Origin of the sequence: Listeria rocourtiae FSL F6-920 (assembly GCF_000525975.1) — a bacterium.
Lineage (GTDB): Bacteria > Bacillota > Bacilli > Lactobacillales > Listeriaceae > Listeria_A > Listeria_A rocourtiae.
On record NZ_AODK01000032.1, the window covers coordinates 1 to 17,226 of the forward strand.

14 protein-coding genes and 4 pseudogenes are annotated in these 17,226 nt (G+C 40.6%); 15 read left to right on the forward strand and 3 right to left on the reverse strand.

Translation table 11 applies throughout. The features are described 5' to 3' along the window. The coding region (locus tag PROCOU_RS18910; protein WP_279625188.1) for a nucleotidyltransferase family protein at positions 1-181 on the reverse strand (181 nt) is incomplete at its 3' end. 55 nt (positions 182-236) lie between these two features. Then, positions 237-641 carry a nucleotidyltransferase family protein gene (locus PROCOU_RS18915; protein WP_051994353.1) on the reverse strand — a complete coding sequence of 135 codons (405 nt, stop codon included), beginning with the start codon at positions 639-641 and terminating at the stop codon, positions 237-239. A 230-nt stretch (positions 642-871) separates the two neighbouring features. On the opposite strand from PROCOU_RS18915, the gene PROCOU_RS10690 reads away from it, so the two are divergent. The 4 genes and pseudogenes from PROCOU_RS10690 to PROCOU_RS10700 all read left to right on the forward strand — a co-directional run bounded on the left by PROCOU_RS10690 (position 872) and on the right by PROCOU_RS10700 (position 3,259). Continuing rightward, entirely contained in the window at positions 872-1,399 is a 528-nt protein-coding gene (locus PROCOU_RS10690; protein WP_036072302.1) for a YceD family protein, read from the forward strand. Positions 1,400-1,495: 96 nt separating this feature from the next. Continuing rightward, positions 1,496-1,673, forward strand: a pseudogene (gene rpmF, locus PROCOU_RS17220) (50S ribosomal protein L32). 318 nt (positions 1,674-1,991) lie between these two features. After that, positions 1,992-2,879: a 2-dehydropantoate 2-reductase gene (locus PROCOU_RS10695; RefSeq protein ID WP_036072304.1), complete on the forward strand. Its 888-nt coding sequence runs from the start codon at positions 1,992-1,994 to the stop codon at positions 2,877-2,879. Then, positions 2,876-3,259 carry a DUF3397 domain-containing protein gene (locus PROCOU_RS10700; protein ID WP_036072306.1) on the forward strand — a complete coding sequence of 128 codons (384 nt, stop codon included), beginning with the start codon at positions 2,876-2,878 and terminating at the stop codon, positions 3,257-3,259. The genes PROCOU_RS10695 and PROCOU_RS10700 overlap by 4 nt, the downstream gene beginning before the upstream one ends. Positions 3,260-3,327: 68 nt before the next feature. Here PROCOU_RS10700 and PROCOU_RS10705 read toward each other — a convergent pair whose 3' ends face one another. After that, positions 3,328-4,047, reverse strand: coding sequence for an ankyrin repeat domain-containing protein (locus PROCOU_RS10705; RefSeq protein ID WP_077913420.1), 720 nt, complete (start codon positions 4,045-4,047; stop codon positions 3,328-3,330). Between the two features lie 271 nt (positions 4,048-4,318). On the opposite strand from PROCOU_RS10705, the gene mraZ reads away from it, so the two are divergent. The 11 genes and pseudogenes from mraZ to ftsZ all read left to right on the forward strand — a co-directional run bounded on the left by mraZ (position 4,319) and on the right by ftsZ (position 17,213). Then, positions 4,319-4,750, forward strand: a complete 432-nt coding sequence (gene mraZ, locus PROCOU_RS10710; protein ID WP_036072308.1) for a division/cell wall cluster transcriptional repressor MraZ — start codon at positions 4,319-4,321, stop codon at positions 4,748-4,750. 19 nt (positions 4,751-4,769) lie between these two features. Next, positions 4,770-5,705 (forward strand): 16S rRNA (cytosine(1402)-N(4))-methyltransferase RsmH, encoded by a 936-nt coding sequence (gene rsmH / locus PROCOU_RS10715; protein ID WP_036072310.1) that lies wholly within the window; start codon positions 4,770-4,772, stop codon positions 5,703-5,705. Between the two features lie 20 nt (positions 5,706-5,725). Then, positions 5,726-6,097, forward strand: a complete 372-nt coding sequence (ftsL, locus tag PROCOU_RS10720; RefSeq protein WP_036072312.1) for a cell division protein FtsL — start codon at positions 5,726-5,728, stop codon at positions 6,095-6,097. Continuing rightward, positions 6,094-8,340, forward strand: a complete 2,247-nt coding sequence (locus PROCOU_RS10725) for a penicillin-binding protein (protein ID WP_036072314.1) — start codon at positions 6,094-6,096, stop codon at positions 8,338-8,340. The genes ftsL and PROCOU_RS10725 overlap by 4 nt, the downstream gene beginning before the upstream one ends. Before the next feature lie 231 nt (positions 8,341-8,571). Continuing rightward, complete coding sequence (locus PROCOU_RS10730; RefSeq protein WP_036072389.1) at positions 8,572-10,059, forward strand: UDP-N-acetylmuramoyl-L-alanyl-D-glutamate--2,6-diaminopimelate ligase; 1,488 nt, start codon at positions 8,572-8,574, stop codon at positions 10,057-10,059. A 45-nt stretch (positions 10,060-10,104) separates the two neighbouring features. Then, entirely contained in the window at positions 10,105-11,082 is a 978-nt protein-coding gene (gene mraY / locus PROCOU_RS10735; RefSeq protein WP_036072316.1) for a phospho-N-acetylmuramoyl-pentapeptide-transferase, read from the forward strand. 34 nt (positions 11,083-11,116) lie between these two features. Beyond that, a pseudogene (murD, locus tag PROCOU_RS10740) lies at positions 11,117-12,485 on the forward strand (UDP-N-acetylmuramoyl-L-alanine--D-glutamate ligase). Next, positions 12,482-13,577: pseudogene (gene murG, locus PROCOU_RS10745) on the forward strand (undecaprenyldiphospho-muramoylpentapeptide beta-N-acetylglucosaminyltransferase). The pseudogenes murD and murG overlap by 4 nt, the downstream one beginning before the upstream one ends. Positions 13,578-13,600: 23 nt before the next feature. Further along, a pseudogene (locus tag PROCOU_RS19090) lies at positions 13,601-14,390 on the forward strand (cell division protein FtsQ/DivIB). A gap of 336 nt (positions 14,391-14,726) precedes the next feature. Further along, positions 14,727-16,001, forward strand: a complete 1,275-nt coding sequence (gene ftsA, locus PROCOU_RS10755) for a cell division protein FtsA (protein ID WP_036072318.1) — start codon at positions 14,727-14,729, stop codon at positions 15,999-16,001. A gap of 45 nt (positions 16,002-16,046) precedes the next feature. Next, positions 16,047-17,213: a cell division protein FtsZ gene (gene ftsZ, locus PROCOU_RS10760; RefSeq protein WP_036072320.1), complete on the forward strand. Its 1,167-nt coding sequence runs from the start codon at positions 16,047-16,049 to the stop codon at positions 17,211-17,213. The last annotated feature ends 13 nt before the right edge of the window (positions 17,214-17,226 follow it).

Below are 17,226 nucleotides of genomic sequence, written 5' to 3' on the forward strand. Positions count from 1 at the left end.
CCAGTAACATTGATCGAATGGAGGTCGCGCTTGCAATCGATTGATGCGTCGGTTTCTGCTCATGATAGGCTGCACTTTGACGAGGCATTGTAGCAATTTCTATTCGTTTTTTTTGTTCGATAACAGCTAATGTGTAATGAAACCCTAAAATATTATTTGGTTGTGCTAAATCAAGCGTCAAATCCGGCGCTAGTTCGTTTATAGCGGCATGCCAGGCTGATGCGTAGCTATTCGTCTTATTGTCTAAAAAAACGCCGTATGATCGCTTTAAATTGGGCGCTCTGTTCCGTTATTAGCTTTGCGACTTTACTAAAGGTTTGTGCATCACCGTTCTCGCTACCAAAAAAGAGGGATTGAACACCTAGTGCATCTAATATTTCGACTGCTCCATTGGCAAAAATAGCGGCTTGTTGTGTGGCAAATGAAAAAGGAAGTTCTACAATGAGATCAACACCAGCATCAATTGCCATCTGCGCTCGCTCCCATTTTGGTAGAAGCGCTGGTTCGCCGCGCTGTAGAAAAGAGCCACTCATGACAGCAATAATAACGTCCGCCTTTGTCCGCTTTCGTGCTTCCTGTAAATGCAATAAATGCCCGTTATGAAAAGGATTATACTCTACGATAATGCCAGTTGCCTTCATTTTATCAACTCCATGTTTTGAAAGTGCCAAGTAATCGTAAATCAATCTACTTGGATTTGGTGCTTCGATTGTGTTAGGCTTGAAAAGAGCTCTTTATAGTTTCGCTTTTTGATTACTTCTAGATTACCACAAAAAAGGGCTGAGGAACATGGTTCGGTTAGGAAATAGGGATTGACAAAAGGCTTAGAAAAGTCTATAATATTTTTTTGTTGCGCTTGGAGTGATAAACGATGAAATGGTCATTAATTCAACTACAGAAATACCGTGGTAAGAAAGTGTCGATTGAACAGGAAATTGACGTAACGGAATATTTGAAAGAACATAATCACGACGTTCGTTCAGCGAGTCTGGTGAATGTTTCTGGAAGCATGACTGTACGTCAAGATTCGGTTTCAATCAGCCTTGTTTTAGAGGGAACATTTGTATTACCATGTGCCAGAACCTTTGAAGATGTTATTTATCCGTACCACATTGAATCTATTGAAACTTATGTAGATAAAGAGGAGAAGGTGCTAGACGAAACACATCATTTGATGGATGGCGACAAAATTGATGCATTACCGGTAATTGAAGAATTACTTTTGCTTGAGATTCCGATGCAAGTTTATAGTGATAATGTAGACAATGCGTTATCAGAAGGAAACGATTGGAATGTTATAACGGAAGAAGAGCTGGAGCAACAAGCAAAGCAAGCAGAAACAAAAGTGGATCCTCGTCTTGCAGGATTAGCCGATTTCTTTGATAAGAAAGAAAACTAATTCTAAGAGCTGGAATATATTTTAAGAGAAAGAAATTTTTCTTAGATGGATTGCGACGAAGGAGATATCCGGAAATCGCGAAGGAGGTGTATGGAAATGGCAGTACCTTTTAGAAGAACATCTAAAACAAAAAAAACGCAAGCGTCGTACGCACTTCAAATTACAAGTGCCTGGTATGGTTGAGTGCCCTAATTGTGGCGAGTACAAACTTTCTCACCGTATTTGTCCTGAGTGTGGTCAATACAATGGCAAAGAAGTAGTAGAAAGCAACTAATTTGCGTGAGCAAAGCAAGCGATACGTACGCTTGTCAAATAAAAAACCCAGAAGACGCCATGGATCTTCTGGGTTTTTTGCCTGTTTTGGCTTTTATGAAGGGTCCTTTGATGATTGAGAACCTTCATTTGCCAGTGAGCCTTGGAACTGGGCTAGGATAATGACTAAACCAATAAAGAATCTCATACATAAAACTGTTCAACCGATTTCACAATAAACATAACAAAGCAACCGTGATTAAGCCCCCTTCTCTCAAAAATGCAAAACAACACAACTTTTGCTAAAATAGAATCAGGATGAAATGAAGGAGAGGTTAGCATGGCTTATCAGGTAGGTATTATTGGGGCAGGCGCCTTGGGGCTTTTATATGCAGGGTTGCTACAGCCCAATGTTACACTTTTTACGCGAACGAAAGAACAAGCTAGAGTCCTCGAAAAATGCGGCATAACCGTTGTCAATCAAGGTGCGAAGGAGTATTATAATGTACAAGCTATTCCTTCGACCTATGCCGATTTTACAAGGTTTGATATTGTTATCGTTACCGTGAAATCATACCAACTAGACAGCATAATAGACATACTTTTGAAAATCCCTGAAAACACGCCAATCTTGTTTCTACAAAATGGTATAGGACACCTAGAGTTGCTAACAAACCTACTACAAAAAACGATTTTATTGGGAACTTGCGAACATGGTGCAAGTAAAATAGATGCTACTACTGTTGCATGGCGCGGTGCAGGTCAAACAAATTGGGCGCTCTATCGCGGTAAATTAAATGAGTCGCTACAAAACGCGCTAATGGCTAATCCTGATTTTCCATTTTTAGAGCAAGCCGATTGTGAAGAAATGGTCTATAATAAATTATTAGCTAATGCGGTAATTAACCCATTAACGGCTGTTCTAGGCGTGTCGAATGGGACATTGTTACGTAATGAATATCTGCATACGCTGTTGGTAGATTTAACATATGAAGTGGCAGATGTCCTTGAGCGAAAGGACGCACTTGGAAAAGTAACCGCAATATGTGAAGCAACATCAGCTAATTTTTCTTCAATGGCGATGGATGTGCGAGAAAAGCGACAAACGGAGATTGAGAGTATTTCTGGGGCTATTGTGACGCTTGCCAAGGCACAAGGAAAAGTGGTGCCGATTTCAGAAACATTATACGGCTTAATAAAAGGGCTGGAGGGAGAGTATTTACAGTGAACTGGTTAACGAATATAACGGCGCTTGTGATTGTGTCTCCGGTACTTATTTTTACAGTCACATTCATGGTGACGCAATACATGACAAAAAGAACACCAAAAGCAGTGAAGAGAGGCGCTGATGTGACGACTTTTTTTCTAATCTTAGCGGTTCATTTCTTTATGATTGTATTATTTGATCAATCTTTTCTATTATATATTTTGCTATTTTTATTCTTAATTGGTATTTTGTTTGTGGCGCTATATGCCAAATTACAGGGTGATATCAACTTTCGAAAAGTGATTCGTGGTTACTGGCGGATTTGTTTCTTTGCGTTTGCGATTCTTTACTTGCTTTTGTTCGTAGTTGGCATTGTGAAGAGTTTATTGCTAGTGTTTTAGTCAAAATAGAATAGCAAAGAAGAGAGGTAACCGAGTAAATGCTCTCAGTTACGTCTCTTCTTTTTTTATTATTTTGCACCATGAGCTATAAGTAAATTCGCGATTGCGTCATATCCTTTTTGCTTTGCGTGTGTTAGAGGGGTAACGCCGTTTGAATCTGCAATGTTTGGATCAGCGCCATTTTCAAGTAGTGCTAGAACGATTTGTTGTTGTGTCTTGTTACCAGTGGAGAGAACGATTGCTTCTAAAAGTGCTGTCCAACCGGGGTTATTTATATGATTTACATCGATATTTGTTTCGGCTAAAAGAAGTTGAACATTTGTTAAATGCCCTTTTTCGGCTGCAGGAATCAAGGCTGTTCCGCCAAAGCGATTGGTTAGTTTGTAGTCTGGATGATGCGAAATCATTGCTTTTAAAATCTCGGTTCGGCCTTCTGCGCCAGCGTATAGAAAGGGGCTGTCTTCAATTTTATCCTGTAAATTAACATTGGCGTTATACTTGAGGAATAGTTTAGCCATTGGAATATTGTTTTGGTGTGTGGCCACGAGGAGTCCGCTTTCACCAAGCGTGTTCACTGTATCTACTTGTGCGCCTTGTCGTAGAAGTGATTCGATTTGTTGCAAGTTATTGGAATCGATAGCTTGGAGTAAGGATTGGTTTAACTGTGTCACATTTTTCTCCTCCTTTTCTTTTTTTGCTGTTATTTCTGAATGATTTGTCATGTTTTCACTTGTATTCGAACAGGCAGTGAGCAGGGATGTGAGTAAGATAATAAGTAACTTAGTCATCAGAAAACCTCCTTCTTACTTATAATACCAGATAAACATAAACTTAATATTAACTAGAGCTTAAAAAAGGCTTATTTTCAATTGTAGCATTTCTTACCTATGCTCTCCACTAAGCCCCACAAATTTTTATATTAGGGAATTGGCTCTATAAAAGCGCTGAGAGGAGCTGGGTTTTATTACTGGCTTCTTTTTTTTTGCTTTTTTTTAAGTTTTTGGTGGTACGAAGTGGGGAGTTGTGGTAAAGTTGTGTATAAGAAAGTGGGGATGGACTATGTTCATGGGTGAATATCAACATAACATTGATATAAAGGGCCGCTTAATCGTGCCATCTAAATTCCGTGAACAATTAGGGGATCATTTTGTCATTACTCGAGGGCTTGATAAATGCCTTTTTGTGTATTCGATTGACGAGTGGACGAAAGTAGAAGAGAAGATTCAAGCACTCCCACTGACTAAAAAAGATGCTCGTTCTTTTACCCGTTTTTTCTTTTCTGGGGCTTCAGAATGTGAACTTGATAAGCAGGGGCGGATTAATATTCCAGCCAACTTGACGAGTTACGCTGAACTTGAGAAGGAGACGGTGATTGTTGGGGTCGCAAGTCGTATTGAAATTTGGAGCAAATCGGAATGGGATAACTTCTTTGATGAGGCGCAAGAATCCTTTGAAGATATTGCCGAAAATATGATTGGCTTTGATATTTAAAAAGAGGAGGGGCATAAGGATGTTCCAACATGAGACGGTATTATTGAAGGAAACAGTTGATAGCTTGAATATAAAGCCGGATGGAGTGTATGTAGATTGTACACTTGGCGGTGCAGGGCACAGTGAATATTTGTTGAGTCAAATCTCAGAAGAAGGGCATTTATTCGCATTTGATCAAGATAACAAAGCGCTTGCTCACGCTAAAGAGCGGTTGCAGGATTACGCAGGACGAGTAACGTTTATTAAAAGCAACTTTAGATATATTAAGGAAGCATTGCTAGAAGTGGGAATTACAGAAGTGGATGGGATTTTGTACGATTTAGGTGTTTCGTCACCGCAACTAGATGAACGAGAACGTGGATTTAGTTATCATCAAGATGCACCACTAGATATGCGAATGGATCAGGAGGCAGAACTTACGGCACGCGATGTTGTAAATGAATGGCGCTACGAAGATCTTGTGCGTATTTTTTTCCGTTACGGCGAGGAAAAATTTTCGAAGCAAGTGGCGCGTGAGATTGAGCGTAGGCGTGAAATAGCACCAATTGAGACGACAGGGGAGCTAGTGGATGTGATTAAAGTAGCGATTCCAGCGCCTGCTAGACGAAAAGGTGGACATCCGGCAAAGCGGATTTTCCAAGCGATTCGCATTGCGGTGAATGATGAGTTAGGCGCAGTTGAGGACTCCCTGAAAGAAGCAATGGACTTGCTAAAACCTGGTGGACGAATCAGTGTCATTACATTCCATTCATTAGAAGACAGAATTACAAAACAAATTTTTGCAGAGGAAGCAAGAGGTCCAGAGCTACCGCCAGGGTTACCGATTATTCCAGATGAGTATAAGCCGAAAATGAAATTAGTAACAAAAAAACCGATTCTCCCATCTGAGGAAGAGCTAGCAGAAAATAATCGTGCACGATCAGCAAAACTGAGAGTGGTAGAGCGGAATAATTAGGAAGTAGGAGTTGAAGTAGATTGAGTAATAATGTAGCCTACAAAACGAATGTGGAACCGAAACGTGTACATAGAGAGACACCGCAACCACAGCCTAAAAAACAAATTTTAAAGCGTGGAAAAATAACATTGGGCGAAAAGTTGATTGCGTCTGTTTTTATTATCGTTATTGCAGTATTTGCGTTTAAGATTATTCACGTACAAGCGCAAGTCTATAGTCTAAACCAAGGTATTCAAGAAAAACAGGCAGAAGTGGACAAGCAAGTGAAGGCGAATGAAGATTTGTCGGCAGAAGTAGCGGACCTTAGTCGTTATGAACGCGTATGGCAAAAAGCGAAAGAATTGGGATTGAAACTAGATCCAGATAATGTGAAAGTAGTGGAAGGTAAATGAAAAAACGAGTAGGAAACATGCGAAGAGGTGCTCTGGTTCTTTTTATCATCTTTGGACTTATTTTTATGTCGGTTATCGGACGCTTCTTCTACATGCAAGTCGTTGGCGAAGTTAACGGAGTTCCACTTGCGGCCAAAGCGGCTAAACAACATTTACGAAGCAGTGTCATTGAAGCAAATCGCGGCTCTATTTTAGATCAAAAGGGCGAAGTGATTGCGAAGGACACTGCTTCTTATACATTGGCGGCAGTGCTTGACCCGAAGCAAACGGTAGATCCGAAAAATCCGCATCACGTGGTTGAAAAAGAAGAGACGGCTAAACTCTTGGCGAAGTATTTGCCATTAAAAGAGGCCGATATTTTGAAAAAATTGAAAAAGAAAGATGTCTTCCAAGTCGAGTTTGGAAAAGCCGGTAAAAATTTGTCGGCGGAAGTAAAGGACAAGATTGAAGCTTCAAAATTACCTGGTTTGGTATTTACGAAGCAAGCGGAACGGTTTTATCCAAATGGTGTCTTTGCGTCTCATTTAATCGGCTATGCGCAACAGGAAACTGGGAAAGATGGCATTTCTAAATTAATTGGTAAGATGGGAATTGAGAAGGCGTATAATGATATGTTGACCGGAAAAAACGGCTCGATTAACTATGATACAGATAAGTATGGTTACATTTTGCCAAATGCGAAAAGTACGGTAAAAGAAGCACAAGATGGGAAAGATATTTATTTGACGCTGGATAAGAAAATTCAGACGTTTTTAGAGGATACGTTAAATACGGTGGATGCAAAATATAATCCGAAAAATATGATGGCGGTTGTAATGAATCCTAAAACAGGTGAGATTTTGGCGATGAGCCAGCGAGATACGTTTAATCCGACGACTAAGGAGGGCCTAACAAATCAATGGGCCAATTTGCCGGTAGAGATTACGTATGAGCCGGGTTCGGTTATGAAGGTATTCTCGCTTGCCTCGGCAATTGATATGGGCGTGTATCATCCAAATGCGTACTACCAATCGGGGACATATAACGTTGGTAGTATCCCGATTCACGATCATAATGGTGGTGCTGGTTGGGGTTCTATTACGTATCGTGAAGGTGTGGAGCGATCGAGTAACGTTGCATTTGCAAAGCTACTTGCTGGTATGGGGCCGGATAAATTTAAAACATACTTGCAAAACTTTGGCTTTGGCGCAAAGACTGGAATCGATCTTCCGAATGAAGCAACTGGGAAAATTTTGTTTGATCGGAGAATCGAGCAGGTGACGACCGTTTTTGGCCAAGGGACTACAGTGACCATGATGCAAATGCTTCAAGGAGCAACCGCTATTGCGAGCGATGGTACGATGAAGCAACCATATGTTGTGTCAAAAATTGTAGATCCGAACACTGGGAAAGTAACGGAAACAAAGACAGTAACGACTGGAAAACCAATTAGTGCAGAGACGGCGAAACGAACGCGCGAAGAACTACGGAATGTTATTACTGGTAAAGTTGGTACTGGGAAACTGTATGCGATTGATGGGTATGATATTGCTGGGAAAACAGGAACATCGCAAATTCCAAACCCGAATGGCGGTGGTTATATGACAGGGAATGATAATTATATTTTCTCTTTCATGGGTATGGCGCCGGCGAAAGATCCAGAGCTTGTGATGTACGTGACGATGCAGCAGCCACAACTAACTGGCACAGAGACGGGTGGCAAAGCGGTATCAGAAATTTTTAATCCAGTAATGAAAAATAGCTTGCAGTATTTGAACATTAAGTCGGCAGATACATCGGAATTAAAAGCTATTTCGATGCCTTCTATGGCCGGTAAAACACCAGATGTTGCGAAAAAAGAGTTGGAAGCGCAGAAATTGATTCCAGTTGTGATTGGGAACGGTAAGAAAATTGTACAACAGTTGCCACAAACTGGGGAGAAAATTTTAGAAGGACAACGTGTTATTTTGATGACAGAAGGCGATATGACGATTCCGGATATGAGAGATTGGGCAAAGAATGATGTGCTCAAAGTTTCGGAAATTACAGGCATTCCTTTCACGATAACGGGTAATGGTTATGTGTTGAAGCAGGGTCTTTCTGCCGGTTCGGTCATTAATGATAAGTCGAAAGTGACAATTAACCTCACAACGCCTGATAAAATCCCGAATTTCAATAAGGCACCGAAAGTGGAAAATGATAAAGAAGACTCGGCGGATACAACAGTGCAAGAAGCGGCCGGATTAAATGCTTTATTAAATTAGTAAAGATAAGGTAGGGGCACACTTGTTTGTTAACGGTAAACGTCGTGTGCCTGCCTTTTGATAGCAAGGGGAACATTTTTAAAAGACTAGTATTTCACCGCCGTTTTTGCTAATATAGAGTAGAAGATTTGTCATCGTTATGCGCGCTGATATGCACTCGTTTTTTATAGAGGTCGCGATATCATTTTTTGCGTTGGTTTTGGAAATGGTGAGATGGAAGGGAAGTTCAAAATGGAATTAGAGAAGTTGATACAGGCAATTCCTTATAGCAGGTTGGTACAGAGCAAGGAAGATACGCTACATATAGAAGTGAAAAGCATCGAGCAGGATAGCAGGCAGGTGACGGTGGGGACATTGTTTGTTTGTATCGACGGGGAAGTTGTAGACGGGCATATGTATGCAAAAAAGGCACAAGAGCTTGGCGCGGTTGTGATTGTAGCAGAGCGCATGCTAGAGGATGTTACGATTCCAATCATTTTGGTGCAGGACGGAAAACGGGCGATGGCAATGCTTGCTGCGGCTTTTTACGGATATCCCACTGCAGAAATGAATTTAATTGGAATAACAGGAACAAATGGAAAAACAACAGTGAGTCATTTAGTAGAATTCATATTGGCAGATCACGCGGTAACGACGGGCTTGATTGGTACAATGTATCGAAAAATTGGTACGGAAATTTTGGAAACGAAGAATACGACACCGGACAGTTTAACCCTGCAAAAGACATTTCGACAAATGCGTGATAAGAAAGTGACAACAGCAATTATGGAAGTATCCTCACATGCGCTTGTGCAAGGTCGGGCCTATGGCTCAGAGTATAATGTGGCGGTATTTACCAATTTATCGCAAGACCATTTGGATTATCATAAGACGATGGCAGAATATGCGCATGCGAAAAGTTTGTTGTTTGCTCAACTTGGCAATGGTTATGGTGAGACGGCGAAAACGGCTGTTATCAATGGAGATGACCCACATGCAAAAATGATGACCGAGGCAACAGGTGCAAGCTTGTTGACCTATGGTATTGACGAAGTTGCGACTTTTCGAGCAAGTGATATTCGGATCAGCAGCAAAGGGACAAGATTTGAACTGCATTTTCAAGATGAGGTTTTTGATATTCAGTTGAAATTGATTGGGAAATTTAATGTATACAATGCGCTGGCTGCAATTGCCACAGTATATGCAACGAATGAAGCACCAGCCATGATTTCCGAAATTATTTCTTCCCTAGAAAAAGTCGAAGGTGTAGCGGGACGCTTTGAACTGGTAGACGCGGGGCAACAATTTCCCGTCATTGTCGATTACGCGCATACACCGGACGGATTAGAAAATGTATTGAAAACGGTGACTGAGTTTGCTACAGGGCGCATTTTTGTTGTCGTTGGCTGTGGTGGGGATCGGGATAAAGGTAAACGTCCGCAAATGGCGCAGATTGCTGTGAAGTACGCGACTGATCCAATTTTCACATCAGATAATCCACGAACGGAAGTGCCGATGCAGATTATTAAAGATATGCTAGCTGGCGTGCCAAATGCAACATACACGGTGAAAGAACAGCGACATGATGCAATTCGGTTTGCAGTACAACAGGCGAACCCAGAAGATGTTATTTTAATTGCTGGAAAAGGGCATGAAACTTACCAAATTATTGGTGATGTAGTGCATGATTTTGATGATCGCAAAGAAGCGCGCGAAGCCATTTTAGCAAAAATATTATAGAATTTACGATAGCGAAAGATACAAAATAGATTGGAGCGAAAAAGCGTGTCATTATACTGGATTGTTACAACATTTGCGATGGCTTTCATTATTACCGTCATCGGGGTACCATTATTTATCCCGTTTCTACAAAAGTTAAAATTTGGTCAAAGTATTCGTGAGGAAGGTCCGCAAAGCCATCTAAAGAAATCAGGAACACCGACAATGGGAGGTCTTGTATTTCTACTTGCGATGATTATCAGCTTTGTCATTATGACGCTGATAGGTGGTTGGTTTGGAGTAGAAACTTTGCTGTTACTTATCCCACTTGTGCTATTCGGTGCCTTAGGATTTTTGGATGACTACATAAAAGTAGTTAAAAAACAGAACTTAGGATTGCGCTCGAAGCAAAAGTTTTTAGGACAAGTTGCTATTTCTATCTTGTTTTACTGCGTCTATCATTGGAACGGCTATCCTGATACACTAACAATTCCTTTCACATCAATGGAGATTAACTTAGGCTGGTTTTTCCTGATTTTTATTATTTTCTGGCTTGTCGGCTTTTCCAATGCGGTGAATTTAACGGATGGCTTAGATGGCTTGGTTTCTGGACTTTCTGTTATTGCATTCGGAGCGTTCGGGATTATTGCGATTTTCCAAAACGAGAGTATTATCGCGATGTTTTGTTTTGCAATTGTTGGAGCGATGTTAGGATTCCTGCTTTTCAACAAAAATCCCGCAAAAATTTTTATGGGGGATACGGGGTCATTAGCACTCGGTGGTGCGATTGCCGCGATTTCGATTTTGTTAAAGCAAGAGTGGATGTTGCTTTTAATCGGATTAGTTTTCGTTATTGAAACGTCATCTGTAATTATCCAGGTTTTCTATTTTAAAGTAACAAACGGAAAACGATTATTCAAAATGAGTCCGATTCACCATCACTTTGAACATGTCGATATTGGCTGGTCAGAATGGCGTATCGTTCTCACTTTCTGGGGTGCGGGGCTTATTAGTGCAATTATTGCACTGTTCATCGCCCTTTAAAAATGGGAAAGAGCTGAAAATGGGGGAGTAAATTATGAAAAACATTATTCAATATAAGCATCGCAAAGTACTTGTATTGGGATTAGCAAGAAGTGGTGTCAGTGCGGCATCTCTTCTTCATAAACTTGGCGCCTTTGTCACGGTGAATGATCAAAAACCGTTTAGTGAAAATCCAGAAGCGCAAGGTTTGCTCGAACAAGGTATTAAAGTTATTTGTGGTTCGCATCCTGTGGAACTTTTGGATGAAGGATTCGAACTAGTTGTCAAAAATCCAGGAATTCCATATGATAATCCGATGATAAAAAAAAGCGCAGGATTTAATGATTCCGATTATTACAGAGGTCGAGTTGGCGTATCAAATATCAGACGCACCAATCATTGGTATTACAGGAACAAACGGAAAAACAACAACGACAACTATTGTACATCATATGCTAAATGAAATGACACCGAATCAGTCATTATTAGCAGGAAATATCGGTTTCCCAGGTTCAGAGGTTGCTGAAAAAGCGACAGCAGATCAATATATTGCAATGGAGCTTTCTTCATTCCAACTGATGGGAATTCGCACTTTCTGTCCTAAGATTGCAGTGATTACGAACATTTATGAGGCACACATTGATTACCACAAAACTCGTGAAGAATACGTAAAAGCTAAGTGGCGTATTCAAGAAAATCAAACGAAAAACGAATTCTTAGTAATCAACTGGGATCAAGATGAATTACGCAACATGACGAAGCGTACGAAAGCGAAAGTCATTCCATTCTCACCAACACAAAAATTAGGTGAAGGTGCATATATCAAGGATGGCAATATCATGTTTTATGACGAACTAATTGGTAAGCGCGATGACATCCTGCTTCCAGGCGAGCATAATCTAGAAAATATTCTAGCTTCCATTGCTGTTGCAAAAATCTGTGATGTTAGCAATGAGCAAATTATGCATGTTCTAGAAACGTTCAAGGGTGTAGAGCATCGGACACAATTTGTTAAGGAGTTAAATGGCCGCAAATTCTACAATGATTCGAAAGCAACGAATATCTTGGCTACACAAAGCGCACTGAGCGGTTTTAATCAACCAGTTGTGCTTCTAGCAGGCGGTCTGGATCGTGGTATTGAATTTGATGAATTAAAGCCGTTTTTTAAAAACGTAAAGACATTAATTGTATTTGGTGAAACCGCTGAAAAAGTTGGACGTGTCGGTAAAGAAGCTGGTGTTGATGTACATCAGGTCCATGATGTCACCGCTGCCGTACCGCTTGCTTACGAATTATCCAGTCCTGACGATATCATTTTACTATCACCAGCATGTGCGAGCTGGGATCAATATCGGACGTTTGAAGTTCGTGGGCGTGCCTTTATGGATGCAATCGAAGAATTACCAGATGAGGTGGAAAAATGAAATTTGTTATAAGTGGTGGCGGAACAGGCGGCCATATTTATCCAGCACTCGCGCTAATCCGAGCAATAAAAAAAGCGAAATCCAAAAGCAGAATTCCTCTACATTGGAACGGAAAAGGGCTTAGAATCAACTATTGTAAGGCGTGAAGGGATTGCGTTTGAAGCTATTGAAATCACCGGCTTTAAACGTGCGCTCTCTTTTGAAAATGTCAAGACTGTCACGCGTTTCTTCAAAGGAGTGACACGGAGCAAGGCTTTAATTCGTGATTTCAAACCAGATGCGGTCATCGGAACAGGCGGGTATGTTTGCGGTCCTGTTGTCTATGCAGCAGCGAAACTTAAAATCCCGACGCTTATCCATGAACAAAACAGTGTAGCCGGTTTAACGAACAAATTTCTAAGCCGTTATGCTGATCGTGTAGCGATTTGCTTTGAAGAAGTAAGTGACTCCTTTGCCGCTGAAAAAGTAGTCTTTACAGGAAATCCGCGAGCATCAGAAGTAGTGGGAATCGATTCGGGAGCTGTTTTGAATGAGTACGGCTTAGAAGAAAATCAACCAACTGTTCTTGTTTTCGGTGGAAGCCGTGGCGCAAGAGGCATCAATGAAGCTGTTGAAGCGAGTCTAGCCAAAATTGGTAAGCGGAGTTATCAATTGCTGTACGTCACAGGTGATGCCCATTTTGAAAAAATTAAAACCAAGCTAACAAATATGGAACTAAATAAAAATATTAGCGTTCAACCATTTATATACGACATGCCAAAAGTACTTAACGCTAGTACCTTAGTCGTATCAAGGGCCGGTGCGACATCACTGGCAGAATTGACAGCGCTCGGCGTGCCTAGTATCTTAATTCCAAGTCCATATGTTACGGCAAACCACCAAGCTAAAAATGCTGAATCATTAGCGAATAAAGCGGCGGCATCTGTTATCGCAGAGGCTGATTTAACACCAGGACGTTTGCTTGATGAAATCGATAACATCATGGAAAGTCCTGAAAAACTGGCAAAAATGCAATACGAGGCCAAGCAACTCGGTGTCCCTGATGCAGCAGATAAGCTTGTGGATGCTATTTATGACGTTATTCAGAACTAAAAACAGACGAGGAGGACGAGCTCATGGCGAATAATAGAAAAATTGTTTCTATCGAAAGCAGAATTCCAGAGCTAAAAAAATACCGTAAAAAGAAACTAATTCGCCATATGTCAATCCTGATTAGTATCTTCCTTCTTCTTATTTTAATTACGCTCTACTTTCTGTCACCACTTAGTAAAGTCCAGCGTATTTACGTCGATGGTAACCATCAAGTAGATGAACAAACGATTTTGACCGAGGGGAATTTACATCTAGGTGATTTTGTTTTTGGTATTAATAAGTCAAAAAACAGTAAGTTACTAGAAAAAAAATCCGCTAATTAAAAAAGCAACGATTGAGCTACAAGGTCTCAACTCATTGCGCGTCCGTATCACAGAAAATAAAACAATTGGATATCAAGAGAAGAACGGTCAGTACTTTGATATTCTAGAAACCGGTAAACTACTGACGACACAACCGAAGCAGTTTCCAATTGGTAATAACCCTATTTTTAGCGGGTTCAAAAATGGGCAAGTTTTAAAAGATATGGTGGCACAGTTAAATCAACTTCCAGAAGGCGTCCTATTATCCATCTCAGAGATTCATTCTGCACCAACAAAAAGCGATGATGAGCATATTAGGCTATATATGAACGATGGTAATGAAGTCTCTGCCACCATTTCAACTTTTGCCGAAAAAATGGTCCACTATCCATCTATCGTTGCCCAGCTAAAAGATGATCAAAAGGGAATCATTGATTTAGAAATAGGTTCTTATTTTCGAACGTACTTAAAAGACAAAGAAGAAAATGCTGCATCACAAAAGAAAAATTGATTGTGTAGCTACAAAAAGCGTATGATTTACTACACAAATTAGGTATGCCATGAGAATGCACGTTCCGCTTTCAGCAACGAATTGAAAAAAAAAGCTAAAAAATTGTTGAAAAATATTCTTTGTGCTTTTATTACTATGCTTCTTGGTGTAGACTGTAGATATGTATTGTATGAATAGTGTATCTTGTGTCAATACTATAATGTTTGTCAAAAAGGGGAATCTTAAAAGGCAAACACCGACCATTAAAAATGATTATCTAAATAAAACTTACTACTGAATTTTGCAAGTAGACAAATAGAAGGAAGACAGATTATGAACTGAAGGAGGTGCCGATAAGTGGGAGAAAACGAAATTTACGTAAGCTTGGACATTGGAACGTCAGCTATAAAAGTTATTATTGCGGAAATGGCCAATGACAGACTCAATATTATCGGTGTGGGTAATGTCGCGTCGCAAGGTGTAAAAAAAGGCGTTATTGTTGATATTGATAAAACCGTCGAATCTATAAAAAAAGCAATTGAACAGGCAGAACGTATGGTAGGTGTGCATATTTCGCAAGTTATTGTTGGTATTGTTTCTAACCAAGTGAGATTAGAACCATGTCGCGGTGTTGTTGCTATTAACGGTGAAAATCGCGAGATTACGGATGATGATGTATGGAATGTTATTGATTCAGCGCAAGTTGTTTCCGTGGCGCCAGATAGAGAAATTATTAATGTGATTCCAAATCAATATGTGGTCGATGGTTTTGAAGGAGTTAATCCAAGAGGAATGATTGGCGTTCGTTTGGAAATGGAAGGAACTTTGGTTACAGGCTCAAAAGCGATTCTACATAATACGCTACGTTGCGTAGAACGTGCAGGTTTAGACATTACAGATATTGTGCTTCAACCGCTTGCAGAAGGTTCGGTTTCTTTAACAGATGATGATAAAGAATTTGGTACGGCACTTATTAATATTGGTGCTGGTACAACGACGATTAGCGTTTTTGAACATGGCAAATTAACGTATACGACCGTTTTACCAGTTGGTGGAGATCATGTGACGAAAGATTTATCGCTTGGTTTAAATATATCTACGGCAAACGCCGAAAAAGTGAAGTTAGAACAAGGATACGCTTTTTACGATGATGCTTCTGCTGATATTGCATTTGGCATTGATGTTATCGGTAGTGATCAGCAACAACATTTCACACAATTAGAAGTGGCAGATATTATTGAAGCGCGCATGGAAGAAATTTACACATTGGCGTTGGAAGAGCTCGCGCGTGTTGGTAAAGCTCATTTGCCAGGCGGTTATGTATTAACTGGTGGCACGATGGCTATTCCGGGCGCAATCGACCTTGCTGGAAAGGTATTTCAGGCGCATGTGAGATTAGCTATTCCAGATTATATTGGTGTCCGTGAGCCAAGTTTTACCACTGCAGTTGGATTGATAAAATATGCCTATCAAATGGCTGAAAAAGAGGGGCGGAGCCTAAATGCGGAGCCGCTTGAAGTGATAGAGGGTAATGAAGAACAATATTCCCAACCAAAACAAAAGCCAAAGAAAACAGAAGAAGAGAAAGTTTCTACCAAGATGAAGAATTTCTTCGGTGCATTTTTCGATTAGAAGCGAGTGTTTTCGTTAAAAAGGTAAAATTAGGAGGCAAATAGTATGTTAGATTTTGACACGAGTGCAGAAAGCTTAGCAACAATTAAAGTAATCGGAATCGGTGGTGGCGGAAACAATGCTGTCAACCGAATGATTGAACATGGTGTCCAAGGTGTCGATTTTGTCGCAGCAAATACCGATGCACAAGCTTTGAATCTTTCCAAAGCAGAGGTTCACTTACAAATTGGTACGAAATTAACACGCGGATTAGGAGCAGGAGCTGTTCCTGAAATTGGTAAGAAAGCTGCGGAAGAGAGTCGCGAAATGATTGAAGAAGCGCTAAAAGGTGCGGATATGGTTTTCGTGACAGCAGGTATGGGTGGTGGAACTGGAACTGGTGCAGCACCAGTTATTGCAACGATTGCCAAAGAAATGGGAGCTCTAACAGTAGGTGTTGTTACACGGCCATTTGGCTTTGAGGGTCCAAAACGTACGAAGCAAGCAGCGCTTGGAACCGAAGCAATGAAAGAAGCAGTAGACACGCTTATCGTTATTCCAAATGATCGTTTATTGCAAATTGTTGATAAAAATACACCGATGTTAGAAGCATTCCGTGAAGCTGATAATGTTTTGCGTCAAGGTGTTCAGGGTATATCTGACTTAATTGCTGTTCCAGGATTAATTAACTTGGATTTTGCTGATGTAAAAACAATTATGACAAATCGTGGTTCGGCATTAATGGGAATCGGTATTGGAACCGGTGAAAACCGCGCTGCCGATGCTGCCAAGAAAGCAATCTCATCTCCTTTGCTGGAAACATCTATTGATGGGGCGAAAGGTGTACTAATGAATATCACTGGTGGCTCAAACTTGAGCTTATATGAAGTACAAGAGGCAGCCGAGATAGTATCCTCAGCATCTGATGAGGATGTAAATATGATTTTTGGTTCAGTTATCAATGATGATTTGCAAGAAGAGCTTATTGTAACAGTCATCGCAACTGGCTTTGACGAAGCGGCGCAAGCGAAACAACAAGCCCAAACACAAAATCGTCCAAACGCAGCGATTCAAGTCAACCGCCCAGGATACGCGGTAAAAGAAGATACAAATGCTCCGCAACAGCAAAAGCCAGAAGAGCAACAAGTGCAACCTCAAGTAGAAGAACAACGCCAAAATCTTGATGTAGAAGTGCCAGCATTTATTCGCAATAGAAACCGTCGAAATCAATAAAGTAGGAAAAACA

Excerpts from the sequence above, each read along its gene's own strand:
- PROCOU_RS18915 (WP_051994353.1), bottom strand. The coding sequence starts at position 641 with ATGAAGGCAACTGGCATTATCGTAGAGTATAATCCTTTTCATAACGGG.
- PROCOU_RS10690 (WP_036072302.1), top strand. The coding sequence starts at position 872 with ATGAAATGGTCATTAATTCAACTACAGAAATACCGTGGTAAGAAAGTG.
- PROCOU_RS10695 (WP_036072304.1), top strand. The coding sequence starts at position 1,992 with ATGGCTTATCAGGTAGGTATTATTGGGGCAGGCGCCTTGGGGCTTTTA.
- PROCOU_RS10705 (WP_077913420.1), bottom strand. The coding sequence starts at position 4,047 with ATGACTAAGTTACTTATTATCTTACTCACATCCCTGCTCACTGCCTGT.
- mraZ (WP_036072308.1), top strand. The coding sequence starts at position 4,319 with ATGTTCATGGGTGAATATCAACATAACATTGATATAAAGGGCCGCTTA.
- rsmH (WP_036072310.1), top strand. The coding sequence starts at position 4,770 with ATGTTCCAACATGAGACGGTATTATTGAAGGAAACAGTTGATAGCTTG.
- PROCOU_RS10725 (WP_036072314.1), top strand. The coding sequence starts at position 6,094 with ATGAAAAAACGAGTAGGAAACATGCGAAGAGGTGCTCTGGTTCTTTTT.
- PROCOU_RS10730 (WP_036072389.1), top strand. The coding sequence starts at position 8,572 with ATGGAATTAGAGAAGTTGATACAGGCAATTCCTTATAGCAGGTTGGTA.
- ftsZ (WP_036072320.1), top strand. The coding sequence starts at position 16,047 with ATGTTAGATTTTGACACGAGTGCAGAAAGCTTAGCAACAATTAAAGTA.